The organism is Bradyrhizobium sp. CFUWI, assembly GCF_056429085.1.
The window spans coordinates 19,777-46,128 of record NZ_JBWJZE010000011.1 but is presented as its reverse complement, the minus strand read 5'-3'; the positions used below and the strand labels follow the sequence as shown (position 1 = coordinate 46,128).

27 protein-coding genes are annotated in these 26,352 nt (G+C 65.5%); 21 read left to right on the top strand and 6 right to left on the bottom strand.

What is annotated here, in order from left to right:
* Window positions 1-163: 163 nt before the first annotated feature.
* The 19 genes from fliF (at window position 164) to AC066S_RS23510 (ending at window position 17,055) form a co-directional block, all read left to right on the top strand.
* A complete protein-coding gene (fliF, locus tag AC066S_RS23600) occupies window positions 164-1,783 on the top strand; it encodes a flagellar basal-body MS-ring/collar protein FliF (protein WP_478270723.1) in 1,620 nt (539 codons plus the stop codon).
* Window positions 1,780-2,463, top strand: coding sequence for a hypothetical protein (locus AC066S_RS23595; RefSeq protein WP_478270722.1), 684 nt, complete (start codon window positions 1,780-1,782; stop codon window positions 2,461-2,463). Before fliF ends, AC066S_RS23595 begins: the two co-directional genes overlap by 4 nt.
* A gap of 6 nt (window positions 2,464-2,469) precedes the next feature.
* Window positions 2,470-3,771, top strand: coding sequence for a MotB family protein (locus AC066S_RS23590; RefSeq protein ID WP_478270721.1), 1,302 nt, complete (start codon window positions 2,470-2,472; stop codon window positions 3,769-3,771).
* On the top strand, window positions 3,768-4,946 hold the full coding sequence (locus tag AC066S_RS23585) for a chemotaxis protein (RefSeq protein ID WP_478270720.1): 1,179 nt from the start codon (window positions 3,768-3,770) through the stop codon (window positions 4,944-4,946). The genes AC066S_RS23590 and AC066S_RS23585 overlap by 4 nt, the downstream gene beginning before the upstream one ends.
* Window positions 4,943-6,283: a flagellar hook-length control protein FliK gene (gene fliK / locus AC066S_RS23580; protein WP_478270719.1), complete on the top strand. Its 1,341-nt coding sequence runs from the start codon at window positions 4,943-4,945 to the stop codon at window positions 6,281-6,283. The genes AC066S_RS23585 and fliK overlap by 4 nt, the downstream gene beginning before the upstream one ends.
* On the top strand, window positions 6,234-6,818 hold the full coding sequence (locus AC066S_RS23575; protein ID WP_478270718.1) for a transglycosylase SLT domain-containing protein: 585 nt from the start codon (window positions 6,234-6,236) through the stop codon (window positions 6,816-6,818). Before fliK ends, AC066S_RS23575 begins: the two co-directional genes overlap by 50 nt.
* A gap of 121 nt (window positions 6,819-6,939) precedes the next feature.
* Window positions 6,940-8,169, top strand: a complete 1,230-nt coding sequence (locus tag AC066S_RS23570) for a flagellar hook protein FlgE (protein ID WP_126255044.1) — start codon at window positions 6,940-6,942, stop codon at window positions 8,167-8,169.
* A 34-nt stretch (window positions 8,170-8,203) separates the two neighbouring features.
* Window positions 8,204-9,679 carry a flagellar hook-associated protein FlgK gene (gene flgK, locus AC066S_RS23565; protein WP_478270717.1) on the top strand — a complete coding sequence of 492 codons (1,476 nt, stop codon included), beginning with the start codon at window positions 8,204-8,206 and terminating at the stop codon, window positions 9,677-9,679.
* 3 nt (window positions 9,680-9,682) lie between these two features.
* Entirely contained in the window at window positions 9,683-10,729 is a 1,047-nt protein-coding gene (locus AC066S_RS23560) for a flagellar hook-associated family protein (RefSeq protein WP_126255046.1), read from the top strand.
* Between the two features lie 54 nt (window positions 10,730-10,783).
* Window positions 10,784-11,128 (top strand): flagellar biosynthesis regulator FlaF, encoded by a 345-nt coding sequence (gene flaF, locus AC066S_RS23555; protein ID WP_164718296.1) that lies wholly within the window; start codon window positions 10,784-10,786, stop codon window positions 11,126-11,128.
* Window positions 11,128-11,538 (top strand): flagellar biosynthesis repressor FlbT, encoded by a 411-nt coding sequence (gene flbT / locus AC066S_RS23550; RefSeq protein WP_478270716.1) that lies wholly within the window; start codon window positions 11,128-11,130, stop codon window positions 11,536-11,538. Before flaF ends, flbT begins: the two co-directional genes overlap by 1 nt.
* 16 nt (window positions 11,539-11,554) lie before the next feature.
* The gene (flgD, locus tag AC066S_RS23545; protein WP_126255049.1) at window positions 11,555-11,974 is read left to right on the top strand and encodes a flagellar hook assembly protein FlgD; all 420 of its coding nucleotides are present in this window, start codon (window positions 11,555-11,557) and stop codon (window positions 11,972-11,974) included.
* Window positions 11,971-12,237 (top strand): flagellar biosynthesis protein FliQ, encoded by a 267-nt coding sequence (fliQ, locus tag AC066S_RS23540; protein WP_126255050.1) that lies wholly within the window; start codon window positions 11,971-11,973, stop codon window positions 12,235-12,237. The genes flgD and fliQ overlap by 4 nt, the downstream gene beginning before the upstream one ends.
* 77 nt (window positions 12,238-12,314) lie before the next feature.
* The gene (flhA, locus tag AC066S_RS23535; RefSeq protein ID WP_478270715.1) at window positions 12,315-14,396 is read left to right on the top strand and encodes a flagellar biosynthesis protein FlhA; all 2,082 of its coding nucleotides are present in this window, start codon (window positions 12,315-12,317) and stop codon (window positions 14,394-14,396) included.
* Window positions 14,393-15,145 carry a flagellar biosynthesis protein FliR gene (fliR, locus tag AC066S_RS23530; RefSeq protein ID WP_126255052.1) on the top strand — a complete coding sequence of 251 codons (753 nt, stop codon included), beginning with the start codon at window positions 14,393-14,395 and terminating at the stop codon, window positions 15,143-15,145. Before flhA ends, fliR begins: the two co-directional genes overlap by 4 nt.
* Before the next feature lie 6 nt (window positions 15,146-15,151).
* Window positions 15,152-15,571 (top strand): hypothetical protein, encoded by a 420-nt coding sequence (locus AC066S_RS23525; RefSeq protein WP_135168721.1) that lies wholly within the window; start codon window positions 15,152-15,154, stop codon window positions 15,569-15,571.
* Window positions 15,568-16,044: a rod-binding protein gene (locus tag AC066S_RS23520; protein WP_167767410.1), complete on the top strand. Its 477-nt coding sequence runs from the start codon at window positions 15,568-15,570 to the stop codon at window positions 16,042-16,044. The genes AC066S_RS23525 and AC066S_RS23520 overlap by 4 nt, the downstream gene beginning before the upstream one ends.
* Before the next feature lie 43 nt (window positions 16,045-16,087).
* A complete protein-coding gene (locus AC066S_RS23515) occupies window positions 16,088-16,600 on the top strand; it encodes a flagellar biosynthesis protein FlgN (protein WP_478270714.1) in 513 nt (170 codons plus the stop codon).
* A complete protein-coding gene (locus AC066S_RS23510; protein WP_126255056.1) occupies window positions 16,597-17,055 on the top strand; it encodes a hypothetical protein in 459 nt (152 codons plus the stop codon). The genes AC066S_RS23515 and AC066S_RS23510 overlap by 4 nt, the downstream gene beginning before the upstream one ends.
* A 399-nt stretch (window positions 17,056-17,454) precedes the next feature.
* Here the strand turns inward: AC066S_RS23510 and AC066S_RS23505 are convergent, their stop codons facing one another.
* Window positions 17,455-18,225 (bottom strand): winged helix-turn-helix transcriptional regulator, encoded by a 771-nt coding sequence (locus AC066S_RS23505; RefSeq protein ID WP_167767409.1) that lies wholly within the window; start codon window positions 18,223-18,225, stop codon window positions 17,455-17,457.
* A gap of 816 nt (window positions 18,226-19,041) precedes the next feature.
* Here AC066S_RS23505 and AC066S_RS23500 point away from each other — a divergent pair.
* On the top strand, window positions 19,042-20,004 hold the full coding sequence (locus AC066S_RS23500; protein ID WP_478270713.1) for a hypothetical protein: 963 nt from the start codon (window positions 19,042-19,044) through the stop codon (window positions 20,002-20,004).
* A 14-nt stretch (window positions 20,005-20,018) separates the two neighbouring features.
* On the opposite strand, the gene AC066S_RS23495 is transcribed toward AC066S_RS23500, so the two are convergent.
* The 3 genes from AC066S_RS23495 to AC066S_RS23485 all read right to left on the bottom strand — a co-directional run bounded on the left by AC066S_RS23495 (window position 20,019) and on the right by AC066S_RS23485 (window position 23,384).
* A complete protein-coding gene (locus AC066S_RS23495; protein WP_126255059.1) occupies window positions 20,019-20,597 on the bottom strand; it encodes a MarR family winged helix-turn-helix transcriptional regulator in 579 nt (192 codons plus the stop codon).
* A 551-nt stretch (window positions 20,598-21,148) separates the two neighbouring features.
* Entirely contained in the window at window positions 21,149-22,417 is a 1,269-nt protein-coding gene (locus AC066S_RS23490) for a serine hydrolase domain-containing protein (RefSeq protein WP_478270712.1), read from the bottom strand.
* 118 nt (window positions 22,418-22,535) lie between these two features.
* Complete coding sequence (locus AC066S_RS23485; protein WP_135168715.1) at window positions 22,536-23,384, bottom strand: SDR family oxidoreductase; 849 nt, start codon at window positions 23,382-23,384, stop codon at window positions 22,536-22,538.
* Window positions 23,385-23,527: 143 nt separating this feature from the next.
* On the opposite strand from AC066S_RS23485, the gene AC066S_RS23480 reads away from it, so the two are divergent.
* On the top strand, window positions 23,528-24,283 hold the full coding sequence (locus tag AC066S_RS23480; protein WP_478270711.1) for an HAD family hydrolase: 756 nt from the start codon (window positions 23,528-23,530) through the stop codon (window positions 24,281-24,283).
* Window positions 24,284-24,305: 22 nt separating this feature from the next.
* Here AC066S_RS23480 and AC066S_RS23475 read toward each other — a convergent pair whose 3' ends face one another.
* Together AC066S_RS23475 and AC066S_RS23470 are read right to left on the bottom strand one after the other, a co-directional pair.
* The gene (locus AC066S_RS23475) at window positions 24,306-24,713 is read right to left on the bottom strand and encodes a nuclear transport factor 2 family protein (protein ID WP_478270710.1); all 408 of its coding nucleotides are present in this window, start codon (window positions 24,711-24,713) and stop codon (window positions 24,306-24,308) included.
* 95 nt (window positions 24,714-24,808) lie between these two features.
* On the bottom strand, window positions 24,809-26,293 hold the full coding sequence (locus AC066S_RS23470) for a mannitol dehydrogenase family protein (protein ID WP_478270709.1): 1,485 nt from the start codon (window positions 26,291-26,293) through the stop codon (window positions 24,809-24,811).
* Between the last annotated feature and the right edge of the window lie 59 nt (window positions 26,294-26,352).

Below are 26,352 nucleotides of genomic sequence, written 5' to 3'. Positions count from 1 at the left end.
TGATGCGCCCGGGGCTTCGCGCGTTCCGCCGGCTGATTGCCGTCCTCCCGCTTTGCAAATTTGCAACGCCGTGCCTGCGAACTGACACCGTCATGTCCGCGCGCAACCTTCAGACAAGGTTGGCAGCGGAGTGTCCTCTCCGTTCGCATTGGTACGAGGTCATATGCTCAGTCGTGCGCAGATACAGCAACTGCTCAACAATCTGCTGGAGCTTGGGCCACGACGCCTGATGGCCTTGGGATTGATCGGCTTCGCCGTTCTCGTCACCGTCGTCGGCGGGGCGTACTATCTGAGCCGGCCTGAATTCGAGACGCTCTATACCGGCCTTACCCGCGAGGACGTGACGCGCATGGGCGCGGCGCTGCGCGAGCAGAACATCACCTTCGACGTCAATACGGCCGGAGACGCGCTCTCGGTGCGTCCGAGCCAGACCATGCAGGCGCGGATGCTGCTGGCCGAGAAGGGGCTGCCGACCAGCGCCAATTCCGGCTACGAGTTGTTCGACAAGATCGGCTCGCTCGGCCTCACCTCGTTCATGCAGGAGGTCACCAAGCTCCGCGCGCTGGAAGGCGAGATCGCACGCACGGTGCAGCTGATGAAGGGCGTCAAGGCGGCGCGGGTGCATATCGTGCTGCCGGTGCGCGGCTCGTTCCGCGCGACGCAGCAGCCGCCTTCGGCCTCGGTCGTGCTGCGCACCGACGGCGCGATCGAGGCGCGCACGGCGCAGTCGATCCGTCATCTCGTCGCCGCCGCCATTCCAGGCATGAGCCGCGACAAGGTGACGGTGCTGGATGCCGACGGCTCGATGCTGCTCGCCGAAGAGGACGAGGCCAGCGCCGCGCCGACCAAGATGGCGAGCCTTCAGAAGACGGTCGGCGGCATGGTGCAGGAGAACATCCGCAAGGCGCTGACGCCGTATCTGGGCCTCGACAATTTCGAAGTCAGCGTCGCGCCGCAGCTCTCCACCGACAAGAAGCAGATCAACGAGACCGTCTACGATCCGGAGAGCCGCGCCGAGCGTTCGGTGCGGAACGTGCGCGAGAAGGAATCGTCGCAGAATGCCGATCGTTCGACGCCGACCACGGTGCAGCAGAACCTTCCCGATCAGCAGGTGAACGCCGGGGGCGGCAAGAACTCCAGCGAGGACAAGACCCGTCGCGAGGACGTCACCAATTTCGAGGTCTCGTCCAAGACCACGACGACGGTGAGCGACGGCTATTCGGTGAAGAAGCTCTTCATCGCCGTCCTGGTCAATCGCGCGCGGCTGGTGGCCGATCTCGGCGACAAGACCAACCAGGCCATCGTCGACAGCAAGCTCGCCGAGATCAGCCAGCTCGCGGCGACGGCCGGCGGGCTGGACAAACAGCGCGGCGACCAGATCCAGGTGACGGCCGTCGACTTCATCGAGGGCTCGCGCGAACTGGCGCCGGTGCCCCCGATCAGCTTCGTCGAGATGATCAACAAGCAGCTCGGCAGCGTCATCAACGCGGTGACGATCCTGGCCGTTGCGTCGATGCTGGTCTGGTTCGGATTGCGGCCGGCGGTCAACGGCATTCTGACCCATCGCGCAGAGCAGGAGCAGGTGGAGGCCGCCGAGGCCGCGGAGCTCGAAACCGCCGCCGCCCTGGCGCTGGCCGAGGATCCCGAGCTCAACCTCGTCGAGGACCTCGAAGGCAAGATGCAGCGTACGCCGCAGAAGCGGCTGGAGCAGATCGTTCGGCTCGATCAGGCGCAGGCGGCCGCGATCCTTAAAGACTGGATGCGGCGCGAGGAGGCGGCATGAACGCGGCGATCGGAAAGCTCCTGACCCAGTTCGACGCGAACGGCCGGGCCAAATCACCACCGCCTCCGCCGCCCAGGAGCCAGGACCTGTTGACCAGGCCGAAGGAGGCCGTGCGCGAACCTCAGCCGCAGCTTCAGGCTCAGCCGCAGCCTGCGTCCCAGCCGGCGCCGAAGGCGGAAGCCCCGCCGGCCAATCTGCTGGACGACGCCTATCGGCGCGGCCATGCGGCCGGCGTTGCGGAAGGCGACGCCAGGCTCGCCGAGGAGCGCGTCCGTAGCGCGATCCGGCTCGGCGAGGAGCGCGCCAAATGGTCCGACCAGCAGGCGGTCGCAATCGTCAGCGGCTTCGAGGCGGCTTGCCGCGAGATCGAGACCAACATCGCAAGCTCGGTTGCGCGGATCTTGCTTCCGTTCCTCGCTGACGCGGTCCGCGACAAGGCGATCGGATCGCTGGTCGAGCAGATCGCGGTGCTCACGGGCAGCTCGTCCGCGCCGGCGTTCAAGGTCACCGGCCCAAGCGAGCTGCTCGACCTCGTGAAGACGCAGCTCGAGGGGTCCAGGCGAATCGGCGTCGAGTATGAGGCGGCCGAGGCGCTCGAGGTTCGTGTCGTGGCGGACCAGACCGTGATCGAGACGCAGATCTCGGTCTGGAACGAACGCCTGAAGGCAGCGCGCCGGTAACCCGACATGGAAGAGGTCAAGCATGAGATCGTGATCGTCCGCCGGCGCAGCGCCTTCGCCGAGGAGGCGCATCACGGCGGCGTATGGAAGATCGCTTATGCGGACTTCATGACCGCGATGATGGCTTTCTTCCTGGTCATGTGGCTGCTCAACGCGCTCAACCAGGACCAGAAGCAGGTGGTCGCGAGCTATTTCAACCCGATCAAGCTTGCGGAGAACGCGCCTGCCCCGAAAGGCCTCAAGGATCTTTCCAAGAAGGAGCCGTCGTCGTTCGAAGGGCAGGACGGCAAGCGTCAGCCGGCCGGTCCGAGCGAAGAACGCCGCGGCGATTCCCCGACCGCGGAGAAGCCGCCCTTCTATGAAGAGAAGGTGCTGTTCCGCGATCCCTACGCGACGCTCGCCGAGATCGCGAGCAGCGCGAACCAGGCCTCGGGCCAGCGGCGCGCCGGCGCGCTGACGTCCGCCGAAGAGGATGGCCTCAAGGGCGGCGACGCCTACCGCGATCCGTTTGACCCCGGCTATTGGAAGCTGGCGCCGCAAGCCTCCAGAGACGCGGATCGCATGATCGAGAGCGAGACCAAGCCGAATGCCTCCGCGTCCGCCACCAATCAGGGCGAGCAGCCCGGACGTCGGGCCAAGGCGAACGATGCCGGCGGAAGCGCGGCTTCCAGCGCGGACGCCACGTCCGCAAACCTCTCGCCCCTGCTGCCCCCGGGGCCCGCGCCGGCGCAATCCCCACGCGAGGGCAGCGCCCAAACCACCGTTCAAGCCAACGCTGCCGCGCAAGCGCGTCAGAGCGAGACGGTGAAGGAAACCGAGCCGCGCGATGCGGCCCAGATCCAGCAGCCGACCCTCAAGCAGCTTCAGTCCGCGATCGCGGACGCGCTGTCGGACATCAAGGCGGGCGCAGGACCGGCAGCCGAGGTGCGTCAGGTCGAGGAGGGCCTCCTGATCAGCCTGACCGACGATGCGAGCTTCGGCATGTTCGCGGTCGGCTCGGCCGAGCCGCGGCCCGAGCTCATCCGCGTGATCGACAAGATCGGGCCGTTGCTGACGAAGCGGCAGGGCATGATCATCGTCCGCGGCCATACCGACAATCGGCCGTATCGCTCGGAGACTTACGACAATTGGCGGCTGTCGACCGCCCGCGCCCAGATGGCCTATTACATGCTGGTTCGCTCCGGCGTCGACGCACAGCGGATCGAGCATGTCGAAGGTTACGCCGATCGGCGGCCGAAGCTTCCGAACGATCCCGCGGCCGCGCAGAATCGCCGGATCGAGATCCTCGTCCGTGAGAAGCGCCCTTGATCAGGCCGCTCCTTTGCGCCGCTCTGCTGCTCCTGCCGTTCACGGCGGCGAACCTGCGGGCTCAGCCCGCGCGCCAGCCGGGCGAGCCCTATGAACTGGTCCGCGCACTGCAGGCGGTGCAGGACGGCATCGCCAACGGCGACACCGCCGCGCATGGTAGCCACGTCGCGCTGATCCGCCAGATCGGAGAGAAGTTTCTCGCCGCCGATCCTGGCGTGTGGGCCAATCCGCAGAACAGCCAGGCCGTGGTGATCTACCTGCTCAGCGGCGGCGCGCCGCAAATCGTCCGCAAGCTGCCGCGCGACAAGATGAACGTGGACGAGCGGCTGTTCAATGGTGCGCTCGCCTATGTCGAGGGTCGTCAGGAGGAGGCGCGGGAGCTGCTCAAGGACGTCAAGCCGCGGACGCTCTCCTCGGGCCTGGGCGGACAGGTCGCGCTGGTCCAGGGCGCGTTGTTCGCGCGTGCCGAGGCATCATTCGCGATCGAGCGGCTGGACGACGCGCGCCTGCTTCTGCCCGGAACGCTGGTGGAGGAGGCGGCGCTGCGGCGCGAGATCCTGCTGGTCGGGCAGGCGGAGGACTTCGACAAGTTCGAGTTCCTGACGCTGGCCTATCTACGCCACTACCGCAACTCGATCTATGCCGGTGATTTCTGGCAGCGCTTCTCCTCCGGCCTGACGCAATCGAGCCTGGCGCTCGACGAGCGCCGCTTCGCACGGATCGCAGCCATGCTGGAGAAGATCGAGCGCGCGAGCCGCCTCAAGCTCTATCTCGTGATCGCGCGCGCGGCGATGGTGCGCGGGCAGCTGGACGTGACGCGGCTTGCCGGCGAGCGGGCGCTGACTCTGAGCGACGACGCCTCCGCCGATCGCGAGCGGGCGCATTTCTTCCGCGGCGCCGCGCGCGCGCTCACCGACGAATATGACGGCGGTCTCGCCGAGCTGAAGGCCCTCGACCGGTCGAAGCTGCCCGATCGCGACGTCCCGCTTCTGAATGCCACGCTGCAGCTCGCGCTCGATGTTCGCAAGCCGTTCCCGGGCGGAGCCGCCACTGCTGCCGACAAGCCTCCGGCAACGCCGGCGCGTCTCGATCTGGCGTCATCGACCGTGACGCTCGCGCGCGCGCAGAAGCAGCTGGGCGAACTCGAACTCCTCACCAGGGACCGCCGTCCATGACCAAGCTCAGTGGAACATCCGGACAGCTTTTTTCAGGCCTCGCCGAGAGCCTCAACATGCGCGGGACATCGCGGGCGGCAAAGAGCGCTGGCGCCAGATCGCAGGCAAGCGCCTCGTTCAACGATCTGCTTCACACCGTCTCGAACCTCGCCAAGCAGGCTCTGAATGACGACGGCAGCGACACGGCCGCGAAGGCAGGGCCCCTGCGCGCGCGCCTGGCTCATCCGACCGGGAAGGAGAAGAAGGCTACGGCGCACGAGCTCATGGTGGCGCCAGAGCGACCAAAGCCCGCAGCGGATTCCTCCGACAAGAAGGCCGACGAGCCGTCGGAGAAACGACAGCCGGTCGATCATGCCGCCAAGGCGGAGGTTCAGGACCAGTCGGGCATTGCCGTGGCGGTCGGACGGGAGATCGCCGCCGCGCCTGTCGTGAAGCCGCAGATGCAATGGCAATCCCCCGACAGCAACGCGCCTGCGCCCGACGAGCGGTCGCCCGCGACGAAGCGGGAGGTTCAAGGTACGGCGAAGGCGGTGGCCGCCGATAACGCCCCGTCCGGCGACGCTCCGACCGCCACGCGCTCGCAGGCAGCGGGGTCGCAAGCGACGGCCGCGCCGCAATCCTTGCCTGCACAGGATAGCGAGCCGTCGCGCGCAATGCCCGCGACATCCGGCTTCGAGGCGGTCACGGCCAATGTCGAGCGCGCTGCCAAGACTGCCGGGCGTGACGTACTGCCCGAGACGACCAAGGTCACCGTGATCCAGCAGGAGACCCATCTGCCCCCGGCGCAATTCAACGCCCCGCAGCAGGTCGCCAATGCGGTCGTCGCCGAGCTGAAGGACTCCGCTGCTCCGACGCCGCCCGCAGCGCCCGATCTCGCGGCGTCCCAGACCAATGCGCCGGATCAGCCGCTCAAGATCCTGACCATCAATCTGGAGCCGCCCGCGCTCGGCAACGTCACCGTGCGCCTTCGTCTCGTCGGCACCGAAGTGTCCGTCCATCTCGCGGCCGAGCGCAGGGACACCAGTCAGATGCTGGACCAGCAGCGCGACCAGATCCGCGATCTCATGCAGTCGGCGGGCTATGTGGCCGACGTCGCGCCGGTCCAGCACGGCTCGCTGGACGGATTCCAGAGCGGCTCCGGCCAGTCGCAGCCGCAGCTCTCCAGCCAGCAACAGCCCTCGTCGCAGTCGCAAGGAACGTTCGACGGTGCCGGCACGTCGTCGGGGCAGTCCGAAGGCGGCGCCAGACAGGCCCGGCAGGAGCGCCAGTCCAACCAGGAGACGCCTCATGACCAGGAAATGGGCCAGCAGAATCGCCGCGGCCCTGTTTATCTGTAACGCTGGCGCCGCGGCAGCGGCGGCGACCGACAACGCGCGCCCCTGCGAGCGCGAGATGGCGCGCGCGGCTCAGCAGCACGGGATTCCGCTCGGCATTCTCTATGCGGTCGGCCTCACCGAGACCGGGCGGCGCGGCGCGCTGCATCCCTTCGCGCTCGGGGCCGACGGCCAGACTGTCTTTGCCAAGGACATGAACGACGCGATGGCGAATTTCGAGGCGATGCGGAGCAAGGGGATCAAGCTGATCGATCTCGGCTGCATGCAGATCAACCATTATTATCACGGCGACAAGTTCGCTTCGGTGCGGACGATGTTCGATCCCGCCAGAAACGTCGACTACGCCGCGCGTTTCCTGAAAGAGCTGAAGCAGCGCGAGGGCAGCTGGACCATGGCGGTCGCGCGCTACAATGCCGGTCCCAACAATCAGCCGGCGCAGAAGCGCTATGTCTGCCACATCGTCGCGCATCTCGTCTCCAGCGGCTTCGGTGCCTGGACAGACAAGGCCCGCTCGTTCTGTCAGCCGAAAGCGACCTGACATGACGGCCTGAAGCAACAAGTGACGGCACGACGACAAGTTGTGTATCGCTCGCAATCATCAGCCCCGCGCAAGCAAGACCCCGCATTGTAGCTGCAACCTACCAAAGGAGCCTCCTTTCATGAGCCTGTATGGTGTTATGCGCACCGGCGTTTCCGGGATGAACGCGCAGTCCAACAAGCTGTCGACGGTCTCGGACAACATCGCCAACGTCAACACGACTGGTTACAAGCGGGCTTCCACCGAGTTCTCCTCGCTGATCCTGAAGAGCGGCTCGGGCAATTACGATTCCGGCGCGGTCGAGACCACGGTCCGCTACGCCATCTCCGACCCCGGCAACTACCACTTCACGACGTCGACGACGGATCTCGCGGTCCAGGGCAACGGCTTCTTCGTGGTGCAGGACGCGAACGGAAACAACTTCCTCACCCGCGCCGGCGCGTTCGTGCCCGACAACACCGGCAACCTCGTCAACACCGCCGGCTTCCAGCTGATGGGCTATAACATCGCGAACGGCGCCGTGCCCAACGTCGCCGCCAACGGCTTCGGCGGTCTCCAGGTCATCAACGTCAACCAGATGGCGCTCCAGGCCGCACCGTCGACCAAGGCGACCGTGGCCGCCAATCTCGATCCGAGCGCCACCGCGATCGCGGCGCCGGCAGGACCCGCCAATTACACGTCGAAGACGTCGATGGTGACCTACGACAACATCGGCAACGCCGTGACGCTCGACGTCTACGCCGCCAAGACGGGCGCCAATACCTGGGATATCCAGGTCTACAACGGCGCCACCGCGCTGACGACGGCCGGCCCCGCGACCACGTTCACCTTCGACGTCTCTGCGACCGGCAAGGGCAAGCTGGCCGCGGCGAGCCCGACGTCGCTCACGGTCGCGATCCCCGGCGGTTCCGCGGCCTTCAATATCGATCTGTCGGCGATGACCCAGGTCGCTGCCTCCTTCGACTTCAAGGCGACGGTCGACGGCAACGCTCCGTCCGCCGTGGAGAAGGTGAATATCGACGACAAGGGTGTCGTCACCGCCGTGCTCAAGAACGGCACCACGCTGCCGAGCTTCCAGATCGCCCTCGCCACCGTGCCGAGCCCGGACCATCTGACGCCCGAGGTCGGCAACGTCTATTCGCCCAACCTCGAGTCCGGAAACGTGCAGGTCGGCCTCGCCGGCCAGGGCGGTCTCGGCACCGTCAAGTCCGGCGCGCTGGAAGATTCCAACGTCGATCTCGCGGACGAGCTGACCTCGATGATCGAGGCCCAGCGCGGCTTCACCGCGAACTCGAAATCGTTCCAGACCGGCGCCGACCTGCTCGACGTCGTCGTCAACCTGAAGCGCTGAACAATTCAGCGCTCGTTTCGGGCAAGGGCACGTCATGTCCATTACCGCCGCACTCAACTCCGCCCGCTCCTCGCTGATGGCGTCGGGCATCCAGTCGGCGACGATCTCGCGCAACATCGCCGGGGCCAGCGCCCCCGGCTATTCGCGCAAGCTCACCATGCTGGACAATTTTCCCGGCGCCGGCGTCTATGTCGCGGCGATCCAGCGCGCGGCCTCTTCCGGCCTCTACAGCAACGTCCTGACCGCGACGTCGTCGTCCGCCAAGCAGAGCGTGATCTATGACGGCCTGCAGAAGATCGCGGTCGCGACGGTGGACGATCCCGAGCTCGAACAGTCGCCGACCGCCCAGCTCAACAAGCTGAAGCAGGCGCTGCAGCAATACGCCAATTCCACCGACAATGCGACCCTGGCGCAGGCCGCCGTGACGTCCGCCAAGGACATGGCGACCGCGCTCAACCAGGCCACCAAGACCGTGCAGTCGGTTCGCGAGGGAGCGGACGTCGACATGGCGACGTCGGTCGCGAACATCAACCGGCTGCTGACCCAGTTCGAGACCGTCAATACCGCGATCGTGAAGGGCACGATCACCGGCGACGACGTCACCGACTATCTCGACCAGCGCGACAGCATCGTCGCGACGCTGTCACAGGAGGTCGGCGTCACCATGTCGCTCCGTCCCAATGGCGATGCGGCGCTCTATACCGACAGCGGCGTCGTGCTGTTCGACAAGACGGCGCGCGCCGTGAGCTTTGCGCCGACCAACGCCTACACGGCCGGCACCACAGGCAATGCCGTCTTCATCGACGGCGTTCCGGTGACCGGTGCCAATTCCGTCATGCCGCTCAAGTCCGGCAAGCTCGCCGGCCTTGCCCAGCTGCGGGACCAGGACACGGTGACGTATCAGAGCCAGCTCGACGAAATCGCGCGCGGCCTGATCGATGCCTTCAAGGAGGTCGATCAGTCCGCCAGCGCGCTGCCCGACGTGCCCGGCCTCTTCACCTATCCCGGCGCGCCCGCAATGCCCGCAAGTGCCACCATCTCGGTGGGCCTCGCCGGCACGATCGCGGTCGCTGCATCGGTCGATCCGGCCGCGGGCGGCAACCCCAACCTTCTGCGCGACGGCGCCATCAGCGGCAGCGCCGCCTACAATTACAATACGACCGGCAACGCCGGCTTCTCGACGCGGCTCCATCAGCTCATCGACAACATGAACGCGCCGCAGCCGTTCGACGTCACCGCTCAAGGCAAGCCGAGCGGCAGCGTGATCGAGTTCGCCTCGTCCTCGGCGAGCTGGATCGAAAGCCATCGCAAGGCCGCGGACGACAACGTCAAGTACCAGAACACGCTGCTCGACCGCAGCACCGCGGCGCTGTCCAACGTCGCCGGTGTCAATATGGACGACGAGATGTCGTTGATGCTCCAGGTCGAGCGCACCTATTCGGCGTCGTCGAAGATCATTTCGACCGTCGACGAGATGTTGCAGAGCCTGCTGGCCGCCGTGGGGAATTAAGTCATGATGAGCGCGAACTACGTCTCGACCCTGATGCTGTCGTCGTCGCTGAGGTCGTCGATCACGAATAATCAGAGCGCGCTGACCAAGGCTTCGAAGGAGGCGACCACCGGCCGGTTCGCCGATGTCGGCCTTGAGCTCGGCACGGCAACGGGCCGCGACGTGGCGCTGCGGGCCGATTTCAACTTCGCCGATCAGCTGGTCGACACCAACGAGCTGGTTTCGGGGCGCCTCGACGTGACCCAGAACCGGATCACCCAGCTCGGCACGACGGCGTCGGAATTCCTCAAGAACCTGATCGCGGCCCGCGATGCAGACAGCGGCGCGAAGATCATCCTGCCGAGCGCGTCCGCGAACCTCCAGGACCTGATCGGCGCGCTCAACGTCTCCTACAACGGGTCGTATCTGTTCGGCGGCATCAACACGCAGACCGTTCCGGTCACGAGCTACACGGCCGGCTCGGCCAGCAAGAACCAGGTCGATGCGGATTTCCTGGCGACGTTCGGCTTCTCGCAGTCGGCGGCAGGCGTCAGCACGATCACGCCGGCGCAGATGCAGAATTTCCTCGACAACGTGCTCGATCCCGAGTTCGCCAGCCCGGCCTGGAACACCAATTGGTCGGCGGCCACGGACCAGACGCTGTCGAGCCGCATCTCCACGACCGAGGTCGTCGACAGCTCGGTCAGCGCCAACCAGCCCGGCTTCCGCAAGTTGGCCGAGGCCTACACCATGCTCACCGATCTCGGCAACACTGGCCTGAGCAAGGCCACGTTCCAGGTCGTCGTCGACAAGGCCATCAGTCTGGTCAGCGGTGCGATCAACGATCTCGCCGTGCTCGGTGGGACCGTCGGCTCGATCCAGCAAAGGGTCACCGGCGCATCCGAGAAGCTGAAGATACAGAAGGACATCCTCAACAACCAGATCGTCCAGATGGAGGCGGTCGACCCGACCGAGGCTTCGGTCCGGGTCAACACCTTGCAGACCCAGATCAAGACGGCGCTCGCGCTCACCTCGCAGCTCCAGCAGATAAGCCTCATCAACTATCTCTAAAGTCCGGTTCGCAACCTTGTCCTGTTATTCGGTCTCCTGCGCAGAGTGGTTCTGATGACGTTTGAAGCCTATGAAGCGGTCGTCGACGAGAGTGGCTTTGAAGCGCGGGGCCGCGAGCGGCAGGCGCTCAGCCTCGGCATCGATCGGCTCGAACGACTCCAGAAGGGGCGCTTCAGCCTCGAGGACCTGGTCGAGAGCCTGCTCTACGTGCGGCGGCTCTGGACGATCTTCATCGAGGATCTCTCGCACCCGGAAAACGGGCTGCCGGACAAGCTGCGCGCCGACATCATCTCGATCGGCCTGTGGGTCGTCAAGGAAGCCGACCGTCTTCGCGAGGAGAGATCGAACGACGTGGTGCAGCTCATCGAAATCAACCGCCTGATCCGAGACGCGCTTTGATGAAAGTCTCATTGCGGGCGGGCGAACGCATCTACATCAACGGCGCGGTGCTTCGCGTGGACCGCAAGGTCTCTGTCGAGCTCGTCAACGACGTGATGTTCCTGCTCGAAGGGCAGGTCATGCAGGCATCCGACGCCACCACGGCGCTGCGGCAGCTCTATTTCATCGTCCAGCTCATGCTGATGAATCCGACCGACATCCGCGACGCCGCGGCGCTCTACGCGCAGCATCACGCCGCCCTGTGTGCCGTGTGCGAGAGCCGCGAGATGCTGGACGGCCTCGGCGCGGTCGACGAGCTGGTCCAGGCGACGCGTTACTTCGAGGCGCTCAAGCGGATCCGGGCCCTGTTCCCGGTGGAGCAGGCGATCCTGGCCGGCACCGCCAACGTTTCCCCCGTCGAGGCTGCCTGACAGCGGAGAGAGAGACATGAACGTCACCAGCGCGACCGATACGACCGGCAAGTCCGATTTGACCAGCCAGACCACGACGACGTCGAGCAACAGCGTCGACTACAACACGTTTCTTCAGCTCCTGATCGCCGAGATGAAGAACCAGGATCCGACCAATCCGATGGACACTTCGCAATATATGAGCCAGTTCGCCCAGCTCTCGACGGTCGAGCAGGCGATGCAGACGAACTCGAAGCTGGACGCGCTGCTGTCGTCGCAGTCGTTGTCGCAGGCCAACGGCCTGATCGGGAAGACGGTCAGCTTCACCGACTCCACCGGTGCCAGCTTCAGCGGCAAGGTCGTTTCGGTCGCCATCAACAGCGACGGCTCCATCGCGACCCTCCAGGACGGCACCAAGGTCGCGGTCGGGCCCGGGCTCACGATCAGCCAGTCATGAACGAGCGCGACGCTCTCGACATCGTCCAGGCGGCGATCTGGACCATCATCGTCGCCTCCGGGCCCGCGGTCGGCGCCGCGATGCTGGTCGGCACCGTGATCGCGCTGATCCAGGCCCTCACCCAGATCCAGGAGATGACGCTGACCTTCGTTCCGAAGATCATCGTCATTCTGCTGGTCGTTGCCGTCTCCGGCTCCTTCATCGGCGCCCATCTCTCCACCTTCACCGAGATGGTCTATTCGCGGATCGAGCACGGCTTCTGATCCCGCCAGCCCCGGCCACCACCCTCGCGTAAGCTTTGCGCGGCAGATTGCGAACCGGACCCCTCTGCCGGTGACCCATGGCCGATACGTTAGCTGCTAGCCTGCCCAGCCCGCGCCGCCTCGGGGCCGACGCCTTCTTCGCGGCCGGCATCGTGACCATGCTCACGATTCTGTTCCTGCCGATTCCCCCGATCCTGATCGACCTCGGCCTTGCGTTCTCGATCGCTCTGTCGGCGCTGATCCTGATGGTCGCGCTGTGGATTCAGCGGCCGCTCGACTTCTCGGCCTTTCCGACCGTGCTGCTGATCGCGACGATCCTGCGCCTGGCGCTGAACATCGCGACGACGCGCCTGATCCTGTCGCGAGGCGGGGAGGGCGAGCATGCCGCCGGCTACGTCGTCGCCGGCTTCTCGAAGTTCGTCATGGGCGGCGACTTCGTCATCGGCCTGATCATCTTCGCCATCCTGGTCACCGTGAACTTCGTCGTCATCACCAAGGGCGCGACGCGTATCGCCGAGGTCGGCGCCCGATTTACCCTGGACGCCATTCCCGGCAAGCAGATGGCGATCGACGCGGATTTGTCCGCCGGCCTGATCGACGACAAGGAAGCCCAGCGCCGCCGCCGCGAGCTCGAAGAGGAGAGCGCGTTCTTCGGCGCCATGGACGGTGCCTCGAAATTCGTCCGCGGCGACGCCATCGCCGGCCTCATCATCACCGCGATCAACATCTTCGGCGGCATCGTCATCGGCGTCACCCATCACGGGCTGACCCTGACGCGCGCCGCCGACGTCTATACCAAGCTCTCCGTCGGCGATGGTCTGGTGTCGCAGATGCCGGCGCTGATCGTGTCGCTGTCGGCGGGCCTGCTGGTCTCCAAGGGCGGCACCCGGGGCTCGGCGGAGCAGGCCGTGCTGCGGCAGCTCGGCGGCTATCCGCGCGCGGTGTCGGCCGCCGCCCTGATGATGTTCGTGCTCGCCCTGATGCCGGGCCTGCCGATGGCGCCCTTCGTGCTGCTCGGCGGTGTCATGGCCTTCGTCGGCTATACGCTGCCGAGGCGGCAGGCCGCCCGGGAGCGCAAGGAAGCGGCCCTCAAGGCCGACGAGCGCGCCCAGACCGAGGCCAAGGAATCCGTCAAGGAGCAGCTCAAGACCGCCGAGATCGAGCTGGCGCTCGGCGGCCACCTTTCGGTCCATCTCTTGGGCTCGCGCACCGAGCTCGCGCACCGCGTGGCCAAGATCCGCAAGAAGTTCGCCAAGCAGTACGGCTTCGTCATTCCCGAGATCAAGCTCACCGACAATCTCTCGATCGATCCCAAGGGCTACCAGATCCGGATCCACGACACCCGCGTCGCCCATGGCGAGCTCAGGCTCGGCGAGGTGCTGGTGCTGGTCGACAAGGACGGCAAGCCCGACGTGCCGGGCGAGGAGGTGATCGAGCCCGCTTTCGGCATGAAGGCGCTGTGGGTGACCGAAGCCTTCACCGACGAGGTCAAGCGGCAGGGCTGCAAGCCGGTCGACAACCTGTCGGTGCTGCTCACGCACTTGAGCGAAGTGATTAGGGCGAACCTCGCCCAGCTCTTGTCCTACAAGGACATGCGCGCGCTGCTGGACCGGCTCGATCCCGAGTATAAGCGCCTGGTCGAGGACCTGTGCCCGTCGCAGATCTCCTATTCGGGTCTGCTGGCGATCCTGAAGATCCTGCTGGCCGAGCGGGTCTCCATTCGCAACCTCCACCTCATCCTCGAGGCGATCGCCGAGATCGCGCCCCACGTGCGGCGCTCCGAGCAGGTTGCCGAGCACGTGCGGATGCGGCTTGCCCAGCAGATCTGCGGCGACCTCTCCGACAACGGCGTGCTCAACGTCGTCCGTCTCGGCAATCGCTGGGACCTCGCATTCCACCAGAGCCTGAAGCGCGACGCCAAGGGCGACGTCGTCGAGTTCGACGCCGATCCGCGCCTGATCGAGCAGTTCGCGACCGAAGCCAGCGCTGCAATCCGCAAGTTCACCGAGAGCGGCACCAGCGTGGTGCTGGCGGTGACGCCCGAAGCGCGTCCCTACGTCCGGATGATCCTAGAGCGGGTGTTCCCGACATTGCCGGTGCTGTCGCATGTCGAGGTCGCTCGCAGTGCCGAGATCAGGGCACTCGGAGCCATCTCGTGATCTCTGGCCTCGCCGACAGCGTGCTGGTGACGTTCATCGTGTTCTGTCGCATCGGCGCCTGCCTGATGCTGGTGCCCGGCTATTCCAGCGTCAACGTTCCGGCTCAGGTCCGCCTGTTCGTCGCGCTGGTCACGACCTTTGCGCTGGCGCCGATCCTGATCGCGGTGCTGAAACCCCTCACGGACAACGCGGCGCCGCTGACGCTGGCGCTCCTGATCTGCTCCGAACTGCTGGTCGGCAGCGTCATCGGGCTCGGCGGGCGGGTGTTCTTCCTCGCGCTCCAGACCATGGCGACCGTGATGGCGAGCGCGATCGGCCTCAGCAACATCCCGGGCACGCCGGTCGGCGACACCGATCCGGCGCCGGCGCTGGTGCCGCTGATCATGGCCGCCGTCACCACGCTGTTCTTCATGACCGACCAGCACTGGCAGGTCCTGCGCGGGTTGATGAACTCCTACGACGTCTGGCATCCCGGTGACAGGCTCGGCGGCAGCATGGCGCTCGACCAGCTCGTCGGTCGCCTGTCGGAGGCGTTCGTGCTGACGCTGCGGATCACCAGCCCCTTCATCGTCTATTCCGTGATCGTCAACCTGGCGGTCGGCCTGATCAACAAGCTGACGCCGGCGATTCCGGTCTATTTCATCTCCGTGCCCTTCGTGCTGTTCGGAGGCTTCCTGCTGCTCTACCTCACCAGCGACGAACTGCTGACGCAATTCATGCTCGGCGTTTCGTCGTGGCTTGCGGAGTGAGCGGTGATGACGTCGCGCGCGGACAAGCTCGGCCGGATGGTCTCGCTGGTGAAGCTCCAGCTTCGGCTGTCCGAATGGCAGCTCGCGCAACTGCGGCAGCAGGAGCGCAGCCTGCAGGACGAGCAGGAATGGCTGGTCGGAGCCCTGAACGACGGCAGGCCGCCGGCGGGCTCGTCGAGCGAATCGATCGCGCGGCGCTTGAACAGGACGAGCGTCGGTGCGCGCGCGGTGCAGGCGCGGGCCGCACAGCAGCTCGACCATGTTCGCGCGGAAAGCCGCCGCGTGAAGCAGCTCGAGGAGGTCGCGAAGGCCGCGCTCGCCGACAAGCTCCGTGACGCGGAGAAGCGTGCGCTCGAGGAAATGACGGGACTAAGTCCCGCCGTGCGCGCGTGGACGCCACGGCCAGCCAACCGGAACAAGACATGATCGTGACAGCGACGCCAGACCTCGTTCTCGACGTCCTCGAGGCCGCCGATCCCGTGACGCAGCGCGCGGCGACCGCGAAGCTCGATGCGCTGAAATCTTCCGATGCCGACTTCGCCGCCACGATGGATGCTGAGGCCGGCAAGGCGGCGGCCGGCGCCGGGCAACCCGCAACAAGGGTGGCCGGGGTGCAGTCGGACGCGTTGAACGGCGAGCCGGTTCGGGTGATCAAGGCGCCGGCGTCCGGCGAGGTCTATCGGAAGTTCGAGGCTTTCATCCTCCAGACTTTCGTCGAGACGATGTTGCCGAAGGAATCGGAGGAGGTCTTCGGCAAGGGCACGGCCGGCGGCGTCTGGAAGTCGATGCTGGCGGAGCAGCTCGGCAACCAGCTGGCAAAGGGCAAGGGCATCGGCATCGCCGAACGGCTCGCCGCCGCGCATCCGCCGGCACCGAGTACGCCAGGCAAGGCCGGATGACGATTCGAAGAATAAGTGACACACGTTGAGGGGTGAATTTCCTATGCAGGCACAAGACGGCGCGGCGGCCATGGTGATCGAACAGCCGGTCGCGGATATCGAGGTGATCGCGACGGAGGCGGCGGCAGACGATGCGCTGCTGCCCATGTTGCTGCCGGTGGTGAGCAGCGAGGCCGCGGTCGACGGCGCCGACGCGGCGAGGTCGGACGAGGTGCGCGGCCTGCTGTCTGCGATCCGCCGGCTCGAGAGCATCGTCGAAGAGGAGACGGCCGCGCTCACGGCGGGCCAAAAGATCGATTTCGACGACTTCAGCGCGCGCAAGAGCCGGAGCATGCTCGAATTCGTCCGCCTGATGCGGGCGCGGATGCATCTCGGCGGCGAAATCGAGGTCACCGAAGAGATTCAGCGGCTGCGCGAGAAACTCGAGCGCAATCGCTCGATCCTCGAAATGCACTACGACGCGGTGCGCGAGGTCGCCGGCATCATCGTCAGGGCGATCAAGGAGGCCGAGTCGGACGGCACCTATACCGGTCGCGCAGCGCAGGACGGAACATGATCAGACTGGTGCTGGCCGGGCTCTGGGTATGCATCCTCACCGCGGGCACGAGCTATGCGGTGGCCTATTGGAAGGAAAACGGCAGCCTGCTGCCGGCAAAGGACGAATATCTCGACGGGCTGCAATACCAGAAGACGCGGGCACTGAGCGTGCCCATGGTCGAGAACGGCAACGTGCAGGGCTATATCGTCGCGCGCTTCGTCTACACCGTGGAGGCGCGGACGATGCACCAGCTCAACGTTCCGCCGGAGCCGTTCGTCGTCGACGAGGCCTTCCGCAGGATCTATGCCGACGACCGTCTCGACTTCAGGAAGCTCGCCCGTTACGACCTCTCGATCCTGACCACGGCCATCAAGCAGCGCGTCAACGAGCGGATGCAGGCTGACATCGTCCAGGACGTCCTCGTCGAGGACTTCAACTACGTCTCCAAGGAGGAATTCCAGCAGAAGCCGTAGCGCGCGACGACCCCAAGTCGGCTCGCGCCGGGCCGACACAGCGATATTCTCTCCGTTCCCGACGCCCTTGTGGGAGCAATCGCATAGGGAATCGACTTCCGCTGTTGCCATCCTTCGAGACGCCCGCCGTTGGCGGGCCCTCAGGATGAGGATCGAGTGCGCGGCTGTCGTTTCAACAGGCACCGACGCCGATTAGCCTCATCCTGAGGAGGCGCGTCAGCGCCGTCTCGAAGGACGAGGCGTGCGCTCAGGTCACCGCTTTGCAATCCCGGCCTTATGGAGAAGGAAAGGCGCCGTCATCGCGGCTCAGCAGGGCTCATCCGATTGTCGCCGCCGCCAAACGTGCAACGGCCTCCGCGAAGGTGTTTCGCGGAGGCCGTTGCTGGTCCGGAGGCCGCCTCAGTTGCCGGCGGGGTAGGCTGCCGCGACGGCATGCGTCCTGTTCAGGAGGATGCCGACCTCGTCGAGCTCCTGCTCCGGCTCCTCCATCGTGTCGCCGGCGGGGATGTCGAGGCGGTAGCCGACATAGCGGCGGGCCACGATCGCGTCGAAGCCGAGGCGGTCGCGGAGCTTCTTGCGCAGCTTGCTGACGTGACTCTCGATCACGCTTTCGTCGAAGGTGGACTCGAAGATGCCGTAGACCGCGTTGAAGATCTGCGTCTTGGTGATCCACTTGCCGTGGTTGCTGACCATATATTCGAGAATGCGCAGTTCGCGGCGGGGCAGGGTGAGGGCGTGGCCCGCGATCTCGGGGTCGCGGCCGTTGAAGAAGACCTGGATCCTGGTCTCGCAGGGCCTGGGCAGCTCGCCCACCCGGCGGCGCGCGATCGCGGCCGTTCGGGCCAGGATCTCACGGAGGTGAACCGGCACATGCACGACATCGTCGACGCCAGATTCGAACAGCTCCAGCGTGTTCTTGAGCATCTTCTGGCCGCTCACGGCGATGATGGGAGCCGAGGAACGCTTGCGCATGGCCCGCGGCAGGCTTGCGCGGCCGTCGCAATCCCCGAGGAGGAAGGCATCGACCGCCGCCAGATCCGATTCGGTCGCGGATTGCAGCCAGTCCCAGAATTCCCCGCAGGAGAAGCCGATCGAGGATACGCCCTCGCGAACGAGCCCTCCGACGTAGCTGTTCGCGACGCTCTCGCGATCATCAACGATAATATACATCAGTCTTTCGCCCCTGTTTCGCACTTGTTGCGGCCGGCTGGTTGTTGTGATGCCCCGGCTCGGCAACGTGCTGTTTGACGACATTCCTTCCCGCGAACCGTTGCTATGGTTTCGACATTCGCGGGCAGCCCTACGCCTTCAGTGCCTGCGTCTCGCAGGCCTGCTACTTCGACTCGATACTGAACGCTTACTGGGTGAGGCCCGGCGGGCGTCTTACGGACGCCTCGCGGAGCGGATTGAGAAACGACTTAGAACAGTTGCGCCAGGTTGCTCATTGCGTCCGAACGCCACTGACTGTGTCGATCTCCTCGCCAACTGGCGAGAATCACTTGACTAGGACCGTAACAATTGCCGATTCCCGATCAAGCGTGCGTAATAAAGCGATTGCTACGTGTGCTTGATGCTGTTGATTTGTGTCGGGTTGTTTCTTGATATATTCAATCGCATCAGTTGATTTGGAAGCTGAACTAGTTTTGCACCGTGACGGTTCTAAAGTTCCGTATCCCCGTACAATTACAGCTATTTCGGGTGGTGCTGCGGCTCAGGTAAACCGAGGGTTTTTCAACCCGGGATTGACTCGCATCCGCGCTTTTCCACATGCGGCCATTCGACTCATGTACGGCGGCGCGACTCAGCTTGGCGAAATCTTGGCGAGGGTGTGTCTTTCGAGTCGCACTCTCGCCACGTGCGTGACGCGGTTGTTGCCTCGTGATGTCGCCGCGCGCGCGATGAAGATCTTCCGATACGCACGTTTCAGGCAAGCTTCGACAAATAACGTCACCGTTCGACAGATCGAACCGAACGGAGCATTTTCACATGTTGTCCGATGGACAAGCTCGTCCCGACGCGACCGCTGATGTTTTCGCGACGGCGAAGCCGGCTCCCGATCCGCGCGATGCAAAGGACAATACGGCGCGAGCGACCAGGCCTGCTGCGGGCGCAAAGCGTGCGTCGGCCGCGGCGAGCGATGAAGCTCTCGCCAAGGAGGCGCTCGAGGGACTTAAACGTATTCGCGCCAAAGCGCGTCTCGACAAGATGGCGATACCCAAGCCTGCGCCGACCGTGATCAAGCCGGCCGTGATCGTGGCCAAGCCCCCGCCGCCCCGGCCGCCATGGGTTGCACCGCTCGCGACATTGGCAGTCGCAGCCATGCTTGTGGTCTGCGCCTGCACCGGCGTGATCGCCTATCTCGCCACGCAGCCCGCGCAGAACAACGTCGCGGCCAGTACGGAGATCCGGATCCTGCGCGAGACCGTCGCACAGCTGCGCAAGCAGGTGTCGGGCGTGTCGGAAAATCTCGACGGCCTCCGCACCGCAGTCGATCAATCGAGCAAGGCAACCAATGATCGGTTCGGCAGGTTCGCCGAGAACCTGGATCGCATCGAGCGGGTAAGCTCGTCCTCGACGGTCAAGCTCGACAAGCTCGCCCAAGGACAAGCTCAGGCGCAGGTCCAGGCGCCGGCACCGGCAATGGTGCAGTCGCAGCCCTCGTCACAGCAAGGACCGATGATGGCCTCGGTCGCAGCGCCCGAGTTCACGGGCTCGGTGTCTCCGTCCGAGCGCATGTCGGCGCCGCGCAAGGTGATCAAGGGTTGGTCGGTCCGCCAGGCCTACGAAGGAATTGCCATCCTGCAGAGTCCGAACGGCGTCATCGAAGCCGTGCTGGGACAGCAGGTGCCCGGCCTTGGCCGCATCGAGGAGATCAGGAACGAGAATGGGCGTCTGGTGGTGGAGACCAGCGGGGGCGTCGTCTATTCGTCACGCAAGGCGACGCCCTGATCGAGCGCCGCCTTCTATTGGCGGTGATGCTCGAAGCTGGTGCATAGCAGATCGACCTCCGCCTCCGCGATCGGCGAGCGGAACAGGCGGCAGCTGAACTCGGCCGTCGCCTTGCTGTCCGTGGTGGTGCGCTCTTCCCGGAGGAAGATGCATCGCTTGCAGACGTCGGTGTGGTGCCGCTGCTCGGCCGTGTCCGACTGATCCAGCACGTGCCGGAACGTGTCGCGGAAGCGGATCTTGACCTCGTCGTCGAGCCCGGCAATCGCCTCGACCAGAACGTTGACGGGATCGCGCACCAGGAATTTCTTGCCCTGCTGCGTCACGCTCAGCATCACCGAGCGCTTGTCGGTGGCTGAGCGTTTCCGCTCGAGATAACCGAGCCGCTCGAGCTCCCCGATGATGAAGGATGCGGTGCCGCGCGTGGTGCCGACATAACTTGCGAGCGCCGAAGGCGTCCGGGAGAAGCGGTTGGCGCGGGAGAGAAACCGCAGCGCCATCCACTCGCGGTCGCGCAAGCCGTGCTTGGTGCCTTCGAACCACAAGATGCGTGCGACCTGCTCCAACAGTTCAATCGATTCGCGAGCCAAATTCATTTCAATTCCAGGTCGGATAAAGCTTTATTCAATTGAGCCTTTTGTAGCGCAATCGGAGTGGACGAGATGAAGTCCCGCCTCGCCGTCCGTCCGTTGCCGGATGTGCACCGTGCGCGGGGTAGAAGCTCGCCATTGGAACTTCCGGCCGTGGAACTAGGACGTCACAAAGAAAGTTCGAGTAAATCGCACGGCTCAAGTCCTTTGAAAATTTCAATCAAATGACGGCGGCTGGCACGTGATCTGGCGGTCATGCGTGATGTGCGAGCAACATGATGCGTCTTTGCGGCCATCGCAGTGCCCATTTGTTGCAGTTGAGCACGTGGAATGCGCGAGCATCTGCATCGCCGGCGGTCCCCGGCCATGTGATCAGCCGGGAGAGAACCGTCTTTTTCGGTTAACGGATGTTGCGGCGCAACGCAGCTGGACGGTTAAGTCCGGCACGCTAGTCTCGCAGGCGCAGGCAGGGTTCAGGAAGTGCGGCGTGTTGAGCTGATGCTGAATTTCGAGGGCGGCCCAGGTGGCCGCCCTTCTCCGTCAAAATGGCGCAGGTCTCACTTCGTCATCGCGCCATAGACGATGTCCTGCACTTGCTCGCGGTAGTATTTCCTGAGCTCGCCCGGCGCCGCCGTTCCGACCACGACGACGAGACGCTCCCTGGGATCGCAGAAGAACTGCGTTCCGTAGGCACCGTTCCAGGTAAACTCGCCGGGGTTGCCGGGGACCGATGACAGCCCCTCGCTGGTCCGGACCGCGACCGAAAGGCCGAACCCGAAGCCGGCACGATGCGGCTCGACATTGGCCACGTTGTTCTTGATCTCGGGACCGAGATGGTTGGCCGTCATGTGATGCACGGTCTTCGGGGAAAGGATGCGCTGGCCGTCGAGTTCGCCGCCGTTGAGCAGCATCTGGCCGAAGCGGAGGTAGTCGCCGATCGTGGCGAACGCGCAGGCGCCGCCGCAATCGAACCTGGTCGGCGTGTCCAGGAGCTTGATGGCTTGCGGCTTGCCGGTCAGCGGATCCTTGGCGAAGGGGCGGGCGAGGCGAGGGCGCTGCGCATCGGTCGGGTGGAAGGTCGCGTCCTTCATGCCGAGCGGCTGCCAGACATTGGCCGCGAGATAGTCGCCGAGCTTCTGCTCGCTCACCTTCTCGACGACCGCGCCGAGCACGTCGATCGAAAAGCCGTATTCGAACGCGGTCGAGGGCTGGTGCGCCAGCGGCAGCTTGGTGATGCGGTCGATGAAGGCCTGGGTGTCGCCTTCGATCGCCGGAGCAATGCCGTCAGGATATTGCCGCGCCACCGGGCTCGATGAGTCCGGCCGGCCGCCATACATCAATCCGGACGTGTGCCGATAGAGATCGTGGATGAAGATCGGCGAGGCCTGGGGCTCGAGCTTGAGCGAACCGTTGGTCTCGGTCACGCCGACCTTCATGTCGGCGAAGCCGGGATAGTAATTGGACAGCTTGGCCTGGAGCGGCAGCCGCCCCTGCTCCATCAGCGTCAGGCCCGCGACTGCCGCCATCGGCTTGGTCATCGAGGCCAGCGCGAAGATCGCATCGACCGGCATCGGCGTGCCCTTGTCCGGATCGAGCAGGCCGTAGGCCTTGTAGTGCACCAGCTTGCCGTCCCGCGCCACGGCGACGACGGCGCCGGGCACGCGCTTGGCGGCGATCTCGCCCGCGAAGAAATTGTCGAGGCGTGCCAGGCCCTGCTTGGAAAAGCCGCCGTCGTCGGGATTGGCTTCGGGCAGTGGTGCGGCGCTGGCCGTGCCGTATGCGATGACGGCAGCCGCCGTCGCGATCATGGCGATCGTCTTGATCATTGCGTCCTCCCAGGCGAGCTCGTTATGCGGTGGCTCGCTGGAGGCCTAGATCACGTCCGCATCGACGCGAAGTCAAGCACGGGCGGGGCATGACTGGGGCGCCAGGAATGCCGGAGCGCTATCGTCCTTCGCCCGCGCGCCACAGCGCATCGAGGCCGTGCCGATAGGTCGGGTGGGCAAGCGCGACGCCGAGCTCGCGCTTCAATGTCGCGTTGGAGACACGGGCGCTGCTGGCATAGAAGCTGCGGGCCATCGGCGACAACTCGGCCGTCGCGAACGCCTCTTCCGGCGGAGGCGCAACGCCCATCAGCTTCGCGGCATAGGCGATCACGTCCTGCGGCGGCGCAGGCTCGTCGTCGCAGACGTTCCAGGTGCCGCCGCTTCCATGGCGAATGGTGGCCATGATCGCACTGGCGATGTCTTCCACATGGATGCGGTTGAAGACCTGGCCGGGCTTGATGATGCGCCGCGCCGTTCCCGCGCGCAGCGTTGCCAGTGCATTGCGGCCGGGACCATAGATGCCGGCAAGCCGCAGGATCGCGGCATTGCCGTGCGCCACGTCCATCCAGGCCTGCTCGGCGGCAACCCGCAGGCGCGCACGGTCGAGCGTGGCCTGTGGCGGGGTGCTCTCGTCGACCCAGCCGCCGCCATGATCGCCATAGACGCCGATGGTGGAGAGATAGACGATCTTGCGGCGGCCCGCCGCCAGCACGTCGCCGAACGCTGCGATGGCGGGATCGCCGGTGCTGCCGGGCGGGATCGACACCAGAAGCACGTCGGCGTCGCGCACCTGCTCGACCGTCTCGCGCGACGGAAGGCTGCCGCAGAAGGCGTGGAGCTCGATGCCGGCGAGGTCGTTCCGCTGCGCTGGATCGCGCACGGTGCCGGCGAGATGCGAGAAGCCGCCGCCGTGTTTGCGGACGAAATGCAAGGCGCTGTAGCCGAGGCCGAGAATGAAGAGCCGCATGCGTCTCCCGCGAAAGGTCAAAGTTCCCGCGCGAGTTGCGCGTCCTTCGCTCATAAGAGATTTTTGGGTCCGGCAAAAGATATTGCGATTTGTCTCGCCTCCTGGCTCGGGCGATGTTCGCCTCTCACAGGGAGGTCTCGATCATGCAGGCAGAAGCGCTCGCCTTGGGGCCGGCCAATGCCACCGACCTGATCCGGCGCGCGGCCGCGCTGATCTTCGACGTCGACGGCACCCTGGCCGAGACCGAGGAACTGCATCGGCAGGCCTTCAACCATGCCTTCGCCCGTTACGGTCTCGACTGGCACTGGGACCGCGCCGTCTACAAGGAGCTGCTGCAGGTGACTGGCGGCAAGGAGCGGATGCGCGCCTACCACGCCCGGCTGGCGATCGCTCCGCCGCTGTCGGATGCGGACATCGCCGCGCTCCACCGCATCAAGACCGCGTATTATGCCGAGCTGGTCGAGACCGGCTGCTGTGCCTTGAGGCCGGGCGTGATCGAACTGCTCGCCGCGGCGAAGGCACGCGGCCAGCGGCTCGCCATCGCGACCACGACCTCGCACGGCAACATCGATGCGCTCTTGTCGCAGGCGCTGGGGGCGCGCTGGGCGGCGGAGTTCGGTGCCATCGTGGCCGGCGACGACGTCAGGCACAAGAAACCCGCGCCGGACGTCTATCTCGAAACCCTGGCACGGCTGAAGCTGGGTGCGGCCGACTGCCTCGCCATCGAGGATTCCGCCAACGGCCTGATCGCGGCCTCACGGGCCGGCATTCCGGTCGTGATCACCCGCAGCATGTTCTTCCGCGACGAGGATTTCAGCGCGGCACGGTTCGTGCTGGATGATCTGTCGGAACTCGACATCGCCAAACAAGAAACCGAAAAACAACCCCATGCACAGTAGAACACGCCCGCTTTCGCCGCTTTCAGTGGACGCGGTGGCTCGTCCTATCGTCCTCTGCCTGCTCGACAATCTGTGCGATCGGGCTCGACTGGTGATGCACCAGGCGCCAGTCGTCGCCGACGCGGCGGAAATGGTTCGCGGCGGCCAAGGCGGTGCCGTCCACGATCTCGATGCAGAGCACGCGGGCGCTGTCGCCGTCGATGATCGCCTGCGGCTCGGCGCAGACGATCTGCGGCCGCTCGGGATTTTGCAGGATGTCGCGCCAGCTTCCCATCACCGTGGCGCGGCCGACGATCGCAGGCCAGCCGGGATGGATGCAGGAAATGCCGTCGTCATCCGCCCACATCTGTTCCATGCCGGCGAAGTCGCCTGCTGAAAACGCGGCGTAGAAGGCCGCGTTGGCGGCGATGATCTTGCTGTCTTTTGCCATCGCTCCCGGGTGGGGCAAGGAGGGGCAAAAATCAAGCGCGACTTCCGTTCGACTTCGGTTCAATTTGGACCGCAGTGCAGCATTGCCCGCTGTGGTCAGGCCGAGAGGAGCGACTCCACTGCCCGCCGCGCGCCATCCTGGTAGAGGTGGCCGAGGGCCGCGGTGACCGCCTCACGCAGGCGCGGCTCCGAGCCCAGTGGTCCGAACACCTTCTCCACCCCGAGCAGCGCAGGTGCGAGCCGCTCCGCGACGGGCCCCGCCTCGCGGGTCAGCTTTGCGAACTCGGCGGCAAGCGGATCGCGCACGTCGATGGCGCGGCCCTGTTCGTCTGTTGCGCTGACGTAGCGCATCCAGCCGGCCACCGCGAGCGCATGCGTTGCAATTGGAAGGTTCCTGGCGAGGCGGTCCTGCATCGCGCCGAGCAGGCGCTGCGGCAGCTTTTGCGAGCCGTCCATCGCGATCTGCCAGGTGCGGTGATGCAGCGCCGGATTGGAAAAGCGCTTCAGCAGCGAGGCGCGATAGGCGGCGAGATCCGTGCCAGACGGCATCGTCAGCGTCACCGCTGCCTCCTCCATCACCCGCGCGGCGAGGCGCGCGAAATGCGGATCCTGCATGGTGTCGGCGATGGTCTCATAGCCCGCGAGATAGCCGAGATAGGCCAGCGCCGAATGGCTGGCGTTGAGCAGCCGCAGCTTCATCAGCTCGAACGGCTTGACGTCGCTGACGAGCTCGACGCCGGCGGCGGCAAGATCGGGCCGGCCCGCCGTGAAGCGGTCCTCGACCACCCATTGCGTGAAAGGCTCGGTCATCACGGGCCAGGCGTCGCGCAGGCCCAGCGCGGATGACACGGCGTCCCGGTCGGCATCCGTGGTTTCAGGAACGATACGGTCGACCATGGTCGAGGGGAAGGCGGCATTGTCCGCGATCCACTTGCCGAGATCCTTGGAGCGCAGCGCCGCGAACTGCGTCACGATCCGCTGCGCGGTGTGGCCATTGGCGGCGAGATTGTCGCAGCACAACACGGTGAAGGGCTTGGCTCCGAGCGCGCGCCGCCGCGCCAGCGCCGCGACGATGAAACCGGGCGCCGATCGCGGCGCGTCGAAATTGTTCAGGTCATGCACGACGTCAGGGTGCCGCTCGTCGAGATCGCCGGTCTGCGGCGTGTGGCAATAGCCCTTCTCGGTGACGGTGAGCGAGACGATGCGGGTGGCGGGATCGGCCATCCGCTCGACCAGGGCCGCCGGCTTCTCGCGTGCGACGACACTGTCGAGCAGCGCGCCGATGACGCGATGCTCGGTGCCTTCGGCGGCGCGTACGGCTACCGTGTAGAGATGATCCTGCGGGGCGAGGGCGTCGCGCGTGTCCGGGCTGCGCAGGCTCGCGCCGACAATGCCCCATGATGTGGCGCCTGTGGCAAGGCAATCGTCGATGACGACGGCCTGATGCGCGCGATGAAATGCGCCGAGACCAAGATGCACGATGCCGGGCGTGACACGCGGGAGGTCGTAGGCCGGGCGGCGCACCGCCGGCGGCAACCGGTCGAGATTGGCCCTGCCAAGACGCGCTGAACCTGGGCGCATGGACGTCTCCCCTTTGCTTTGCCGCTGCTTGACATGGCACCCGTATCAGGTCAATGCTT